Source organism: Micromonospora sp. CP22, from assembly GCF_009712475.1.
GTDB lineage: Bacteria > Actinomycetota > Actinomycetes > Mycobacteriales > Micromonosporaceae > Micromonospora.
The window spans coordinates 79,804-95,871 of the sequence record NZ_VCJO01000011.1 but is presented as its reverse complement, the minus strand read 5'-3'; the positions used below and the strand labels follow the sequence as shown (position 1 = coordinate 95,871).

11 protein-coding genes and 1 pseudogene are annotated in these 16,068 nt (G+C 72.3%); 7 read left to right on the top strand and 5 right to left on the bottom strand.

Translation table 11 applies throughout. The features are described from left to right. Positions 1-191: 191 nt before the first annotated feature. The 6 genes from FF096_RS18610 to FF096_RS18585 all read left to right on the top strand — a co-directional run bounded on the left by FF096_RS18610 (position 192) and on the right by FF096_RS18585 (position 5,433). A complete protein-coding gene (locus FF096_RS18610) occupies positions 192-1,001 on the top strand; it encodes a BTAD domain-containing putative transcriptional regulator (protein ID WP_309223559.1) in 810 nt (269 codons plus the stop codon). Positions 1,002-1,126: 125 nt separating this feature from the next. After that, positions 1,127-1,474 carry a TcmI family type II polyketide cyclase gene (locus tag FF096_RS18605; RefSeq protein ID WP_155220223.1) on the top strand — a complete coding sequence of 116 codons (348 nt, stop codon included), beginning with the start codon at positions 1,127-1,129 and terminating at the stop codon, positions 1,472-1,474. A gap of 12 nt (positions 1,475-1,486) precedes the next feature. Further along, positions 1,487-2,836, top strand: a complete 1,350-nt coding sequence (locus FF096_RS18600) for an NAD(P)/FAD-dependent oxidoreductase (RefSeq protein WP_155220221.1) — start codon at positions 1,487-1,489, stop codon at positions 2,834-2,836. Positions 2,837-3,061: 225 nt separating this feature from the next. Further along, positions 3,062-3,781 (top strand): helix-hairpin-helix domain-containing protein, encoded by a 720-nt coding sequence (locus FF096_RS18595; RefSeq protein WP_309223558.1) that lies wholly within the window; start codon positions 3,062-3,064, stop codon positions 3,779-3,781. Positions 3,782-3,941: 160 nt separating this feature from the next. Next, complete coding sequence (locus FF096_RS18590) at positions 3,942-5,141, top strand: low temperature requirement protein A (RefSeq protein WP_309223557.1); 1,200 nt, start codon at positions 3,942-3,944, stop codon at positions 5,139-5,141. A gap of 85 nt (positions 5,142-5,226) precedes the next feature. Then, complete coding sequence (locus FF096_RS18585) at positions 5,227-5,433, top strand: hypothetical protein (RefSeq protein ID WP_155220219.1); 207 nt, start codon at positions 5,227-5,229, stop codon at positions 5,431-5,433. A 139-nt stretch (positions 5,434-5,572) separates the two neighbouring features. On the opposite strand, the gene FF096_RS18580 is transcribed toward FF096_RS18585, so the two are convergent. The 5 genes from FF096_RS18580 to FF096_RS18560 form a co-directional block, all read right to left on the bottom strand. Continuing rightward, complete coding sequence (locus FF096_RS18580) at positions 5,573-7,135, bottom strand: hypothetical protein (protein WP_230462739.1); 1,563 nt, start codon at positions 7,133-7,135, stop codon at positions 5,573-5,575. Positions 7,136-7,327: 192 nt separating this feature from the next. Next, a complete protein-coding gene (locus FF096_RS18575; protein WP_155220217.1) occupies positions 7,328-9,418 on the bottom strand; it encodes an amino acid transporter in 2,091 nt (696 codons plus the stop codon). 86 nt (positions 9,419-9,504) lie between these two features. Continuing rightward, on the bottom strand, positions 9,505-9,918 hold the full coding sequence (locus tag FF096_RS18570) for a hypothetical protein (protein ID WP_155220215.1): 414 nt from the start codon (positions 9,916-9,918) through the stop codon (positions 9,505-9,507). A gap of 330 nt (positions 9,919-10,248) precedes the next feature. After that, positions 10,249-11,028, bottom strand: a complete 780-nt coding sequence (locus FF096_RS18565) for a DUF5995 family protein (protein WP_155220213.1) — start codon at positions 11,026-11,028, stop codon at positions 10,249-10,251. Between the two features lie 183 nt (positions 11,029-11,211). Further along, on the bottom strand, positions 11,212-14,085 hold the full coding sequence (locus FF096_RS18560) for a helix-turn-helix transcriptional regulator (RefSeq protein ID WP_155220211.1): 2,874 nt from the start codon (positions 14,083-14,085) through the stop codon (positions 11,212-11,214). 194 nt (positions 14,086-14,279) lie between these two features. Here FF096_RS18560 and FF096_RS27515 point away from each other — a divergent pair. Continuing rightward, positions 14,280-15,530, top strand: a pseudogene (locus FF096_RS27515) (AAA family ATPase); the annotation flags it as partial. Positions 15,531-16,068: the final 538 nt, after the last annotated feature.

Sequence of the window (16,068 nt, the reverse complement as noted above, 5' to 3'; positions counted from 1 at the left end):
AAGAGTCGGACGGGTTGCATTGCCGACAACGTTGTTGACCCAGAGTAACTGCGATTGATAATCTTCGCGGCGGTCAGACCCGGCACCGCGCCCCGTGTGCGGCGGCCCAGCGAGTCGACAGTGGCGTCACGGCGGCCACACCGGGAGCCGGCCGAGACACGCAACCGACGCGTTCCGCAGGGGGTGCCGCCGTGGCCGCTGTTCCGTCCACGCCCACCACCAGCCCACGTCCCGACGCCGACATCCGGTTACACCTGCTCGGCGGGTTCCGTCTGACGCACGGCGACACCCCGGTGGTGGTGCCGCGCGGCCTGCAACGGATCATCGCGCTGATCGGGCTGCGGCCGGGCGCCACCCGTACCCACCTCGCGGGCCTGCTCTGGCCGGAGGCGACCGAGGAACGGGCACTGTCCTCACTGCGGACCGCGCTGTGGCGGCTGCGCCAGGATCCCTACTGCCCGCTGACCACCGCCGCCGACACCGTCCGCCTCGACCCGGCGGTCCGGGTCGACGTCGACCTGCTCGTCGACACCGCCGCCCGGGTGCGGGACGGTCACCCTCCGGACGACGCCGCGGAGGCCATCGCCGCCGGTCGACACGACCTGCTGCCCGGCTGGTACGACGACTGGGTGCTGGCCGACCGGGAACGGCTGCGCCAACTCCGGCTGCACATGCTGGAACAGGTCGCCGGTCAACACCTGGCCGCCGGACGGCACGGCGAGGCGCTGGAGGCGGCGCTGGAGGCGATGGCCGCCGAGCCCCTGCGCGAGACACCACACCGACTGGTCGTCCGCATCCACCTCGCCGAGGGCAACGCCTTCGAGGCGGTGCACGCCTACTACGTCTACCGGGACCTGCTGCTGCGGGAGCTGCGGCTGGAGCCGTCGCCCGCGATGAGCGCGCTGCTCGCCGAGACCCTCGATCCGATCCGCCGGGCCAGCCGCCCGACCGGCGGCCCACACCGTCACCTGGTCACCCGCACACCGTCGCAGGACCGGTGACGACGCGTCACCGTGGCGCTCCCGGTCGTTGACGGAGAGGTGACTGCGCGGGCGACAAGGTGGGGAAACAGCCGGCCCGAGACCCGGTGTCCGTCCGGGCCGAACCCACCGGTGAGAGGGATCCGATGAGCCGTCTAGTCATCGTCAGCAGAATCATCCCGGGCGCGGAGGGGCGCGTGGCGCAGATCTTCGCCGAGTCCGACGAGACCGAGCTGCCCAGTCTGACCGGGGTACGCCACCGCTCCCTGTACTGCCTGCACGACCTGTGCGTACACCTCATGGAGACCGACGACGTCGGCGCGGACGCCCTCGCGGCGGCCCGTAACCATCCGTTGTTCCAACAGGTCAACGAGCGCCTGTCGGCACACACCTCGCCGTACCTGCCCACCTGGCGCTCACCACGCGACGCGATCGCCAACTGCTTCTACCGCTGGGACGGCGCGGACGTTCCGGCACCGCGCGTGGCCGGCTGACCGGGCCGGCACATGGCACCCCGAGCACCGCACGTCCTGGTCATCGGCGCGGGCACCGGTGGCCTCTGCCTGGCGCACGGGTTGCGCCGGGCCGGCATCAGCGTCGACGTCTACGAGCGACACCGGAGCAGGGGCGAGGGACTACTCGGCTACCGGGTGGGCATCGGCCCCACCGGCAGTCGGGCCCTGCGTGACTGTCTGCCGCCGGAGCTCTTCGAGATCTACCTGGCCACCTGCGCCCGCTCGCCCCGCTACTTCAACGTGCTCAGCGAGAAGATGCGCCACACGGCGTCCTTCCCGCTGCGGCCGGACACCCACCCGGTCGACACGGAACGGTCCGTCGCCCGGATGACGCTGCGCCAGGTGTTGCTGACCGGCCTGGAGGACGTGGTGCACTTCGACCGCACCTTCACCCGGTACGACCAGCACGACGACGGCACGGTCACCGCGCACTTCGCCGACGGCACGACCGCCACCGGTGACTTGCTCGTGGCGGCGGACGGTACCCACTCGGCGGTGCGGCGTCAGTATCTGCCGCACGCCGTCATCCGCGACGCCGGCACCATCAACATCGCCACCCGGGTACCGCTCACCGAGCACACCCGGTCCCTGCTGCCGGAGACCGTGCAGCGGGGCATCTCGCTGATCTTCGGCACCGGCGGGGTGATGGGGGTGCTGCACGTGATGGAGTTCAAGTGGGACCGCGACGGACGTCTCAAACCGGAGGTCAGCTCGGCCGACGCGAAACTGCTCGCCGACTGGCCGGGGCTGGGCCACGACCCCACCCGCGACAACATCAACCTGGTGGTGTGGAGCACCGCCCGTCGGTTCCCGTCGGACGTGATGAGTCGCCGGGGTACGGAGTTGCTCCGGGTGGCCCTGGACCTGACCGCCAACTGGCACCCTCACCTGCGACAACTGCTCAGCCTGGCGGACCCGGACAGCGCCCTGCCGATCCGGGTGTCCACCTCGGAGCCGGTGCCACCCTGGAAGAGCAGTACGGTCACCCTCCTCGGCGACGCGATCCACACCATGACGCCGGGGCGGGGCGTGGGCGCCAACACCGCGTTGCGCGACGCGAACCTGCTGCGGCGGCAACTGATCCTCGCCACCACCGGTGAGAAGACCCTGGTGCAGGCGGTGGCCGACTACGAGGCGGCGATGGTGCCCTACGGCTTCGCCCGGGTCGCCGACTCGCTCGGGCGCAGCGGGACCAGCGGCGACGACCGCATGTACCAACCGGTGTTCGGGCGGCTCGCGCTCCTCGGTGCCAGAGGATACTTCCGGGTCACCAGCCGGGTCCCCCGGCTGCGACGCAAGTTCGTCGACGACTTCTACACCTACCGAGGCGAGCAGGACTGATCCCGATCACAGCCCCGGCACCCGCGACGGTGCCGGGGCTGCGGCGTGTCCAGCCGCGACTCCCGCCGACCGCACGGTGTGTCCAGGGTCGGCCACCTGCCGTAGCCCCCACGCGTCCGGTACGGACTGTTACCCGGCCTGCCTGTCGCCCCGGCCGCGCGTGTGCGAAGCTGCGGCGAGTTTTTCTCGCGACGAATCCGGACGTGAACCTCAGGGAGGGTTACCGTGGGCGAGTCCTTCGGGAACTGGCTGATACTGCTCGTGGCGCTGCTGGCAGGGCTGGCGGTGGGCTGGATGCTGCTGCGCCGGCGGACGGAACCACCCGCGTCGGCGAGCGGCGCGACCACCAGCGACACCACTGCGGCGGCCGAGGCCGACACCGCCGCGACCGAACCGACCGTAACCGAACAGCCGACGACCGGTGAGCCCGTCGAAGCACCCACGGCTGATGTCCAACCGGCACCGGCCCTCGACCAGCCGTCGGCGGACACGACCGCGCAGCCGGACCTCACGGAGGCCACGGCGGTCTCCGCCGCGACCGAGCCGACCACCAGCGCACCGACCGAGCCCGCCACGGCGGAGGCCGAGCCCGCCGCCGTGGCTGAGCCGGTGGCGGCAGCCGAGCCCGCCGTGGTGGTGGCCGAGCCCGTGGTGGTGGCCGAGCCCGTGGTGGTGGCCGAGCCCGTGGCGGTGGCCGAGCCGGCCACGGCGACTGCGGCGGCCGGCACCGATGTCGACGACTTCCGCAAGATCCAGGGGGTCGGGCCGAAGATGGCGGCGGCGCTGCACGGCGCGGGGATCCGGACCTACCGGCAGTTGGCCGAACTGGACGAGGCGGCGCTGCGCGCGACCATCAAGAGCGCCGGGCTGCGCGCCACGGCCAGCTTGGTCACCTGGCCCCAGCAGGCGAAGGTGCTGGCCGCCCAGGCCGACGCCGAGGGCTGACACCCGACCGGCCGGCGTGGGGCTCGCGAAGCCCGCGTCGGCCGGTACGTCTTTCCGGTGATCGGCGGCGGTCAGGGCACGCACCGACGAACGCACGGTTACGGTCAGTACGCCGGCCGTGCCGGTCCGCCGAACTGTCGCCGGTTGCCGGGAGCCGTCCGTGTCGTTCGCCCAGCAGCAACCCGGCGGCCCACGGCGACCCCCCACCCGTGGCCCGTCCACCCCACGCCGGGTCACCCTCCTCGAACTCTTCTTCGACCTGGTCTACGTCGTCGCGTTGGCGCTCATCTCGCGCGACCTGGCCGGCGAGATCACCTGGTACCAGGCCGGGCAGGGGCTGATCCTGTTGGCCGCCGTCTGGTGGACCTGGACCCTCACCTCTCTGGTCGCCGACCTGTACGACCCTGACCGCGTCGAGATCAAGGTGCTGCTCGTCGCGGCGATGTTCGGCGTGCTGATGATGAGCACCGCGATCCCCAAGGCGTTCGGCGACCGGGGGTTGATCTTCGCCGGCTCGTACGTCGTCATCCACCTCGGACGCGGGCTGATCCTCGTGCCGACGCTGCGCGACGACCCGGTCATCCAGCGCCGGGCGATCCGGGTCCTCTGCTGGTTCGCCCTCTCCGCGGTGCCCTGGATCGCCGGTGCGTTCGCCTCGGACGACATCCGGATGGCGCTGTGGCTGCTCGCCGTCGGCATCGACTATCTGGGGCTCCGGCTGGCCTATCCGGTGCCCGGGATCGGCACCGTTCCCGGCAGCCAACTGCGAGTGATCGCCGAACATCTCGCCGAGCGGTACCAGCAGTTCTACACCATCGCCCTCGGCGACCTGATCCTGGTCACCGGCATGGCCTACAGCCGGGAGCACGCGCATGCCGAGAACACCGTCGCGCTCCTGCTCGCCTTCGTCACCACCCTGTTGCTGTGGCGGATCTACGTGCACAAGTCCGGGGAAATGTTGCCGCTCGCCCTGCGGCTGTCGAGGGATTCGGCCCGGTTCCTCAACACCGCCCCGTACAGCCATCTGCTGATGGTGGCCGGGGTGGTCACCACCGCGGCGGGCTTCGAACTGGTGCTGCACGATTTGCCCACGCCGACCCCGGCCGCCTGGGCGGCGGTCATCCTGGGCGGTCCCGCGCTGTTCCTGACCGGCCGCGCCTTCTTCGAGTACGAGGTGTTCAACCGGGTGTCGCCGTCGCGGCCGGTCGGCGTGCTGGCCCTGTCGACTGTCGCGCCGGCGGTGCTGTTCCTGCCCACACTGGCCGCGTCGCTCGCCGCCATGCTGGTGCTCGCCGCAGTGGCGCTCGCCGATCTGCGCCGCACCCTCGGTCGGCCGCCCGAGCTGCCCACACCGCCGTAGGCCACGCCGTCCTCCGTTAGCCGCTCGGCGCGGCTGGGTACAAAGCCCACACCTTGCAACCCACCCCCGAATCGTGGAGGAAACCATGCGCGGCACGTCGATATTCGGAGTCCTCGTGGTGATCTGGCTCGTCATCGGCGCCGTCGCCGCCGGTCAGCGCGGCTACTACAGCGACGATGAGGCCAACTGCGCCGAGGTCGGTACGATCCTGGTGACCATCGCCGCCGGCCCCCTGAACTACGTCGGCGCCAACCCGAAGGTCGACTGCGAGCTGCCCCAGCCGTCTCAGTGACCCCCCGGCAAACCGGGCCCGTGTCGAGTCGGACACGGGCCTCGGTCGTCCCGGGAGGTCGTACGCGTAGGGGGCACGTCCGGCCACTCCGCTCGGTTCGCGGACGACGGCCGGACGCGCCCCTGGCACGGTGAGGCGGTCAGCGGAAGCAGTGCGCCACCGGCACCTTGCTGCCCTCGCAGTTGGTCGGGTTGTTCTCGACGACGATGCTCTCGTCATCGATCTTGACCTGGGCCCGCTCGGCCTGGATCCCGCCGGCCTTCAGCGTGGACGTGTTGCCGACGACGTGACTGCGGTAGAGCGAGGTCGAGCCCGCCGTCACGAACAGCCCCGCTCCCTGCGACCGCTTGCCGACCGCGGCGTTGCCCTTGACGGCGCTGCCGCGCACGAGCAGGTTCGACTTCTCGGAGTGGATACCGCCACCGTTGCCGCGCGTGGTGTTACCGCTGACCACGCTGTCGTCCAACGGCAGCAGACCCTGGGTGGTGGAGATACCGCCGCCCTTGAGGGTGGCGATGTTGTCGCGGACCGTCAGCTGCCGCAGTACCAGCACCGCGTCCGAGTTGGCCAGACCACCGCCGACCTCGGCGCTGTTCTGCGCCACCAGTGTGTCGAAGACCTTGGTCCGGGCGGAGAAGCTGGCCATCCCACCGCCCTGCCCGGCGTTGTTCTGCACGAAGGCCGAGGAGTAGACGTCGCCGGCGGCCCGGAAGTTGGCCAGGCCACCGCCGTAGCTGACCGCGCTGTTGTGCCGGAACTCGGTGCGGTGCATGACCATCACACCACCGTTGAGCAGGCCCCCGCCCTTGCCCTGGGTGCCCGCGGCCCGGTTACCGATCAGCTTGCTGTCGCTGATCTGGAGATTCCCGTCGTTGAAGATGCCACCGCCACCGCCCTCGGCGGACAGCGAGGTGCTGCCGAGAACGGTGACCCGCTCGACGACCGCCGTGGCACCGTGCACGATGTGGATGCTGCCACCCTCCGCCGCCGAGCGACCGTTACGCAGGGTCACGTCCCGCAGGGTCAACTCGCCGCCGTCACGGACGGTGAAGAAGCGGAAGTCGGGGCTGTCGACTCCCCGGACGATGGTCGCGCCGGAGCCCTCGATGGTGATCCGGTGGTAGATCACCGGCAGGCCGGCCTTGTCGTCGGCGGGGTTGCGCGGCGGCGCCTCGGCGTCACCGGGGTTCTCGGCGGCGTCGGCGGCCTCCCGCGCGTCGCGGATGCCGCCGTCGTACTCGTCGGGCTGCGCGAACGCGTGGGTCAAGGTGTAGGTGCACTTCTCCGCGAGCCGCAGCGTGGCGCCACCCTCGGCGTTCGCTCGCACCAGCGCCGCGATGAGCCGGGCGGAGTCACAGGGCACCGGCACCACCGTGTCGTCCCGCGCGCGTCCCTGGTGACCACTCGGCCGGTCGGCCGCCCCGTCGCGGTCCGGATTCGTGCCCGGGTCGTGCCGCCACTGCGGGCGCTGCTGGTCCTTCCCTCGCGGTGACTCGTCGACTCCTGGCACGTCGTGCTGAAACATGGCTACAGGCTGGCCCGGGTTCGGCGCCGCCGGGTCACGGTCGGCGGCCGAGGCGGTGACGGCGGACAAGCCCGCCGCTCCGGCCACCAGGCTGCCCGCCACCAGGCCACCGGCCAGCAACCACCGGGACCGCCGACCGGGTCGTGCTGACCCGCGGCCCCCTTCGTACGTGGACATCAGCGTTCCTGCCTCTCGTGCGTGCGCAAAACACGGCCGCACCGAATCGGGCGCGGGGTGACCGACCTCGCGTCGGTCACCAGAGGCCACCGTACGGCGACACATGGCGTGAATCGGGGCATAAGTGAATGAGTAAGCCATTCGGCTTCACATCTACCCTCGGGTTACGTCGCGGGATCCCGGCCGCCCGACTCAACCGCCGACGTGGATACCCGGACGGCGGGCCGGGTCGGGCTCGGACTTGCGCAGGATCTCCCGCACCACCGGCGGCGTGTCCCCCTGACCGAGGATGAGATAGCGCAGCAGATGCGCGATCGGGTTCCCCTCCGACCACTCGAAATGAGCGTGCGGGCGTACCCCGGTGGCGTCCCGCAGTGCCAGCAGGATCGCCGCGATGGCGTTGGGCACCGCCGGACTGCTGGCCCGCAGCACCCGGTAACCGCCCACCTCAACGCCGCAGACCCGCAACACGTGACGGAACCCGGAGGGATCCACCACGTCGATCTCCAGGAAGAGCACATCGGTCGCCCCGGGGACCGGATTCAGCCCTCGCTGCGCCCGCTCCTTGATCGTGTACTCCTTGACCGCCCCGCGGCGCCGCTTGTTGGCGATCACGTGCAGTCGACCGTCGTGGGCCACCGAATCGGCGATGAACCGCCGCGCCGTCTCGTCGAACTCGACCCGCTCCGCCCGCAGCTCCGTGGTCCGGGTCACCCGGGACACCAGCGACACGGCGATGATGCCGAGGATGAACAACCCGGAGATGGCGATCCCGTCCGGCTTCGCGATCACGTGCTCCACCAGCGCGTACAGCAGCACCAGGGTGAGCAGGGTGAAGCCGGCGGCGACCAGCCGCTGCCGGCGTCCGGCGGCGGCGATGGCCACCGCGACCGCCGCCGACACCAGCATCGCCAGGATCCCGGTGGCGTACGCGCCCGCCTGCGCGTCGACGTCCGCGCGGAACACGACTGTCAACAGGACGCAGACCAGCGTGTAGACGATCACCACCGGGCGCACGGCGCGCGCCCACTCCGGCGCCATCCCGTACGAGGGCAGGTAACGCGGCACGATGTTGATCAGCCCGGCCATCGCCGAGGCGCCGGCGAACCAGAGGATCAGCACGCTGCTCACGTCGTAGACGGTGCCGAACCCCTCACCCAGCTGCTCGTGCGCCAGGTACGCCAGCGCTCGCCCGTTGGCAGCGCCGCCCGAGGCGTTCGCCTCGGGCGGGATGAGCACCGCGGTGACGAAGGTGGTGGAGAGCAGGTACACCGACATGATCAACGCGGCGGTGGTGAGCAGCCGCCGGGTATTGCGGATCCGGGCGGCCAACCGGGCCGGTGCGTCACGTCCCTCCCCCGCCACCAGCGGCATCATGCTCACCCCGGTCTCGAACCCGGACAGACCCAGCACCAGCAGCGGAAACGCCAGCGCTGCGGTCAGCGCGACCTGGCCCGGACCGCCGCCCGCGGTCAACGTCGCGGTCCAGTCGGCCAACGGGCGGGGGTCACCGGCGAGTTCGGCGAACGACACCCCGACGACCACCGCGTTCAGTCCGAGGAACACGACCACCAGCGGGACGGCCACCGCCACCGCCTCCCGGAAGCCGAGCAGGAAGACCGCGCCGAGGATCAGCAGCAGGACCACGGTCACCCCGACCGCGACGCCGGTCCCGCCGAACGACTCCGGCAGGTACGGGTTCTGCAACACGTGCACGGTGGCGTCGGCCGAGGAGAGGGTGATCGTGACGATCCACGACGTGGCGACGAAACCGAGCAACACCAGTACGAACAACTTGCCGCGCCAGAACGGCAGCAGCCGCTCCAGCATCGCCACCGAGCCCTGGCCGTGCGGGCTGTCCCGGGCCACCCGGCGGTACATCGGCAACATCCCGAACAGGGTCAGCGCCACGATCAGCAAGGTCGCCACCGGAGACAGCGCACCGGCGGCCAGGACGGCGATACCGGGCAGGTAGGACAGGGTGGAGAAGTAGTCGACGCCGGTCAGACACATCACCCGCCACCAGGGGTACGACCGGCTCTGCCCCTCGGCCGTCTCCGGTCCGACCGGCTGCACCCGGTGCACGAGCAACCACCGACGAAGCCGGCTCTCCGATGCCTCCGGGCCGGTCGGCACGGCCACCCGCTCCGGGACGGTGACCGCCCGTCCGGCCCGTTCCCCCTTGCGCCGGGGATCCCGCGCGGCCCGCAGCCCCGGCTCCGGTGCTCCGGTCGCCGGGCGACGGCGGTCCCGGCCTCGTCGCGCTGTCGTACCGTCCCCCATTGCCCCCGCCTCACCGTTGTCGACGACCCGTGGTGGCTCGGTCGGGCCACCGTCCGCGACGGTCGGTACCCGACCGCGTCGCTCGGTCAGCCGGTCCGCTCCCCGTCGGCCCCGGTCGGTGGGGCCAGCGCTCGGGCCAGTTCGGCCGGCTCGGCAACGGTGACCGTCATCCCGGGATGACGCGGCCAACCGCCGGGTAGCAGGGCGGGCACCGGGCGCACGAACCGGACGCAGAGCCCGGCGGCGGTGGTGGTGCCGAAGGTGACGCCCGTGTCGGAGCCGGACAGGTGCGCTCCGATCACCCGCCACCAGCGGTACGGACCACCGGTCTCGGTACCCGCGACGTTCTTCCGCTCGGTACGCAACCGCCACGGCCCGAACCGGACCAGCAGATGGTCCGCGTCGATGCGTACCCAGGCGGTGTCCGGCCGGACCCCGATCAAGGCCAGTGGCCTGCGGAAACGCGACTCGAAGCGGAACTCGAATACCCGGGCGGTCATCTCCGGGCTCCCCGACCGGCGCGGTCTGACGGGCGCGCGGGGCGGGGTGGGGTGGCGGGGCGCGGTCGCGGCCGGGCGGCGGGACGGCGCCGGGACACAGCGGTCATGGGCGCGGCGTACCCCGCAGGGGCCGGCCGACACCCCCCGGGCCGGCCGACCCCTGCTTCCCCCCCCCGTGTTCCCCCGCTCCCCCGTGTTCCCCCGTGTTCCCCCCGTCAGTCCCCCGCGTTCCCCGTCGGTCCCCCGTGCTTCCCCGTGGCCTGCCGCCCGGTCCGGGCCGATGTCCCCGCGCCCCGCCGGCGGGCCGGGCGCGGGGACCCCCCGTCCCGGTTACTGCAAGAACGCCCCGAGGGGCGACAGCAGCAACCGACCGAGCGCGGCGGCCGTGTCATCGAGCCGCCTGCGCTCGCGCTCGTGCTGGTGCGGGTCGTGCCGGCACTGCCAGATCCGCTGCGCGTTGCGCCAGGCGACATCGCGCGTGTACTGGATCAGCTCGCCCTGGTACCAGTCGTCGATCTGACCGTTGAGCATGTCGATGAGCAGTTGCCACTGCTCCAGGTAGCCCCGACGCAGGCCGGGGATCTTGTCAGCGAAGATCTTGTTGATCTCCAGGTAGTCGCGATGCTGGTCGCTGCCGTCGACCGGCTCGGACTCCAGGTGGTCGAAGGTGGTGACCAACGCGAACGGAAGGTCGAAGTTGATGTGCGCGTTGACGCCGGCCGCCGCCGAGGGCAGCGGACGGGCGTCCGGTCCGCGCATCCGCTCGAAGAGGCAGGCCCAGGCCCGGGGCGTACTCGGGCTGGCGTCGCTCCACATCCGCAACGCGTCGAAGTAGCGGGCCGCGAACTCGACGTCCAGCCGGGACAGGAAGACCGGGTCGACGAACCGGTCGGAGTAGAGCCCGTCCAGCACGCTGGTGGTGATCGTCAGGTACAGCTTGTTGAAGTCGGCCAACGGGCAGCTGTCGAACAGCGGAGGCAGCCGGACCAGCATGTCCTGGAGCTTCGTCAGGTGGTCGACGACGGCGGGCACGTCAGTCGGGTGATCGGCCAGCAGGTCGACGATGTCCCGGTGCACCGGCCCCCAGACCGGCTCGCCACACCCACTCATGCCGACGCCCCGCCGCGCCGAGTACCGATCTGGCGCGTCACAATGCCGAACCTGGTGATCCGCTCGTGGCGCTCGCGCATGTCCCCTCCAAGCTACTCGCCGACGTCGTCGTGCCCTGCGACGTCGGACCCAGCCTGTCAGGCGCCCGCTGCGCGGACATCAGTAGAACGACGTATCCGACACCTACCCGCGACTACGCAGGAAGATGGCGCTGGCCTGGACCCGGGTACGTACCTGGAGCTTGTCGAAGATGTGCGACACGTGGACGCCGATGGTCCGCTCGCTGATGAACAACCGCTGGCCGATCTCCTTGTTGGTCAACCCCTCGGCCACCGCGGCCAGCACCTCACGCTCGCGGGCGGTCAGGGTGGCGAGTTCCTCACCGCCCGCCCCGTCCGGCTCGGGCGCGCCGATCACCCCGCGCTCCTCCAACGTCACCCGGGCCCGCCCGGCGAGCGTACGGATCTCGTCGGTCAACGGCACCGCGCCCAGCGACTGCGCCATCTGGTACGCCTCGCGCAGCAGCTTGCCTGCGGTCGCCGCCTTACGCCGGCTGGCCAGCAACGCCTCGGCCTGACGCAGCCGCGCGTACGCCGCCGGATACGGGTGATTACGGTGGTCCCACTCCGCCGCCGCCCGCGCCCACAGCTCCGGATCCGCCCCGTCGAGCCGGCTCACCTCGGCGGCGCACAACGCCAGATATCCGTCGACCACGTAACGCACCGGCCGGGCCGCCCGCTCGCTACGCGCCGCCACCCGGTCGGCGATGTCACGCAGCCGGCGTACCGCGTTGTCGTCGACGGCGACGGTACGGCTGGCGTGCGCCTCGGCCTCGGCGCGCAGCCCGTGCCAGACCAGCACCGCGAGGATGACCAGGTCGTCCGAGCGGGTCTCGGTCAGCCCCCGCTGCACGGCGTGCCGGGCCACGTCATGGCGTCCCTGCCACATCGCCAACCCCGCTCGCAGGGTGAGCAGCGGAATGACGTGCCGGGCACCACCGCCGGCCAGGATCGTCGCCACCGCGTCCAGGTCCCGGTCGGCCGCCTCGACGTCGCCGTAGCCGACCGACAGGCGGCAGCGGGCCAGCAGCAACTCGACGGCGTCCGCGCCGGAGGGACGGTGCCGTAGCGCCGAGGCGACCACCTTCTCCGCCTCGGCCCACTGTCCGACCCGGAACAGCCCGTTGGTGGCGATGGCCAGCAGGCGGGTCTCGTAGGAACGCCCCAACCCCAGCTCGGCGACCCGCTCGGCACCCCGGCGGGCCACCACCACCCCCTCCTCGAGGATGTTCAACGGCCCGGTCAGCAGCTCGGCCAGATGCAGGTAGGCCAACGCGACGTCCTCCGGGCGACCGGCCCGCTCGGCGGTGGCCAGCGCCCGCCGCAGCACCGCCAGACCCGCCTCCGGATCCTGACGGTACGCCTCGGAGAAGCCCAGCGCGGCACTGGCCAGCACCACCTCGGTGGTCGCACCGTCCACCTGCTCGGCCAGGGCCAGCGCCTCGCGCGCCCGCTCGCCCGCCTCGGCGTACCGGCCCAGTTGCAGCAGCAGCTCCGCCAACCGGGCGGCGGCGGTGGCCCGCTGCCCGGGAGTGCAGTCGGCGACGGCGAGCGCCTGCTCGTACTCCACCTCCGCCAACGCGGAACGACCGGCGGCGGCCAGATAACGGGCCCGCCGGATGTGCAGCTCGCAGGCCGGGATGTCGGTGTCGGCACCGGCCAGTTCCTCCAGCAGCGCCAGCGCGCGAGCGTACTCACCACAGTGGTGGGCCGCCTCGGCCGCCCGCCCGAGCAACGCCGCCCGGTCGACACCAGGCAGTCCCTCGGCCGACTGCACCGCCACCGACCAGTGTCGATGCGCCTCGGCGTAGCCGTACAGCCGCTCCGCCTCCTCGGCGGCGGCCACCGCGGCCGGCAACGCCCGCTCCGGCTCACCGGCCAGTCGCCAGTGATGGGCCAACCGGGCCTGGTGCAACTCCGCCGGCGCGGCGGTCAACGCCTCGGCGTAGCGGCGGTGCAGAGCCGCCCGCTCGGCGGGCAGCAGCTCGTCCTCCAGCACCTCGGCGACGAGCCGGTGCCGGAGCCGATAGCCGTCGTCGGAGCCGACCAGCAGCCGGTGCGACACCGCCGCCCGGACCGCGTCGAGCAGCTCGTGCTCCGGAAGCCCGACCACCTGGGCGAGCAGCCAGTGCTCGACCGGTTCGACACCGGCGGCGACCGCGTGGACGACCCGGTGGGCCGGTCGGGGCAGCGCGTCCACCCGGGCCAGGAAGACCTCGCGGAGGGTGTCGGAGAGCCCGTCACGACCGTCGCGCAGCTCCCGGCAGAGTTCCTCGATGACGAACGGGTTGCCGCCGCTGCGCTGCCACAACCGCTCGGCCGCCTCGGCCGCCAACGGCCGGCGCAGCACGGCGGCGGCCAACTCCTCGGTACCGGCCCGGTCCAATGGGGCCAGATCCAGCACCCGCACCGAGCGCAGCCGGCGAAGCTCGGTGAGCACCCGGCGCAACGGATGCGCGCCCTGCAACGACTCCGACCGCACCGCGGACAGCACCGACAGTTGCAGGTCACCGAGGCCGGCGAGCAGATAGAGCAGAAGTTGGCGGGTGGTCCGGTCGACCCATTGCAGGTCGTCCAGGACCAGCACCAGCGGACGGCCGCCGGCGATCACGTTCAGCCCACGGGACACCCGCTCCAGCAACGCGCCCGCGCCGTCCGGGCCGGCCCGGTCCTCGGCGAACACTCCGAGCAGCGCGCGCACGGACGCGGCGGCCGGCGGGGCGAGGTCGGCGTCGAGGCGGCGCAGCGCCTGTCGCAGCGGGTGCAACGGCGACGCGTCGCCGATGTCCAGACAGGACCCGGTGAGCACCAGCGCCCCCGCGTCGGCCAACCGGGCACCGACCTCGCGCAGCAGCCGGGTCTTGCCCACGCCGCTCTCGCCGGTCAGGAACACCGCCGCCGTATGCCCGGGCGTCACGTCGTCGAGCAACGCCGAGCGTACCGTCGCCACCAGGTCGTCCCGACCGACGAGCCGTGCGGTGTCCACGTCGCTGGCCATGGCTCGCAGCCTAGTCACAGGGTCCGTCCCCGTTCTACAGGTGCCTCGGCTCTGTCCTCCTCATCGCGTCGACATTGCGACCAAAGGTTGCGTCCGGCCGACATACGTCGTTCTGCCGATCCGCCGTCGGACCAGCGGTGACAGGCTCCGGGGCATCGTCGGCACGCACGGGGGGAGAGGCAGGTCAGATCTCGATGCCCAGTTCTGTTGTCGCAGGTCCGATAGCCGTCAGGCGGACCCGTTGGCCCGTGTCGGAGGAGCGGCGGATCGTCACGGTCCTCTTCGTCGACATCGTCGGTTCGACCCGACTGGTCGACCGGCTCGACCCGGAGGACGTCCGCGCCCTGCAACGGGCCTACTTCTGCACCGTGGCCTCGGTGTTGCGACGGTGGAACGGTGCGGTGGAGAAGTACGTCGGCGACGCCGTGATGGCGTTGTTCGGCGCGCGCCGCGCTGACGGGTGGGACGCGTACCGGGCGGTGCGCGCCGGGCTGGAGATCCAGCAGGCGCTGGACCGCCATCCGACGGGCCTGTCGTCACGGCTGCGGGTCCGGGTCGGCGTCGCCACCGGCGAGGCGGTGGTCGACCTCTCGGTCGGCCACGACGGCGGGCATGGGGTGGCCAGCGGCGCGGTCATCACCCTGGCGGCCCGGCTCCAGGAGCACGCCCCGCCCGGCGGGGTGGCGCTCTGCCCGGCCACGCACCAGGCGGTCGCCGGGCTGATCGCGCAGCGTCGGGTGCCGTCGGTGACGCTGTCCGGCAAGGCACTGCCGGTCGACGTGTGGCACGCCACCGGTGTGGAGCGCCCCCGGCCGCCACGGCACGACGGCCCGCTGATCGGTCGCCGACGGGAGCTGGCCGTCGCCCGGGAGCACCTCGCCGAAGCGGTACGCGGGCGCGGCGCCCGTCGGGTGCTGCTGCTCGGAGCACCCGGCAGTGGACGCAGCCGGCTGCTGCGGGAACTGGTCCGCAGCACCCGCACGGTGGACGGGGTTCCGGTGCGGTGGTATCCGACGGCCTGCCCGCCCTACCCGGACGGGCCGCTGGGGCCCGCCGCCGACCTGGTCCGCGCGCTGGCCCGCGCCCGCGCCGACGACGACCCCGAGACGGTACGTCGCCGACTCGCGGCCACGTTGACGCACGTGGTGCCCACCGGTCTGCTCGCGGTCGCCCTGGACACGGTGGGTGACCTGCTCGGGGCGGCCATCGATCCGGTCCGGCGGGTGGACCGCCCCGGCGCGAGCGAAGATCGGCTGGACCCGCCCCGGTCGCCGGCAGACGCCCAGGCTCGCGCCCTGGCCTACTGGCGGCAGGTGCTGCTGAGCATGGCGCGACGGCAGCCGGTGGTGGTCGCCGTCGACGACCTCGACCGTGCCGCACCGGCGCTGCGCCGCCACCTGACCACGCTGGTCGACCTGGCCGACGAGCACGACCTGCCCCTGGTGCTCGTCGCGACCGGCACCGAGGAGCTGAACGTGCCCGGTCGAGGCGTGGCCCGGCTGCGCCTGCCACCGCTGGACACCATCACCACCGGTCGGCTCCTGCGCCGACTGCTGCGTCGGGCCGGTCAGCCGACCGGATTGGCGGCCCGGCTGATCCCCGTGACCGGTGGCAACCCGGCACGCGCGGTGGCTTACGTACGCGCGCTGGCCGGAGCCGACCCCGCGCAGCTGCCCGTACCGGATTCGGTCCGGCGCATCGTCGAAGCCCGGCTGGACCGTCTCGACGGCGGTGCGCGGGCCGTCCTGATGGCCGCCGCGCTCGCGCCGGGACGCACCGTGACGGAGTTGGCCGACGTGCTCGACTGGCCGCCCGCCTGGGCGGCGGCGGAGGTGACCTCCCTGACCGACGACGGCCTGCTGGCCCCGCTGCCGACCGGCGGTTACGACGTGCCCGATCCGGTCGTGCGACAGGTCGCCTGCGCCCGCCTGCCCCGCGCGCTACGCGCCGCCTACGGTCGGCGGGACGACGACGGCACCGCGA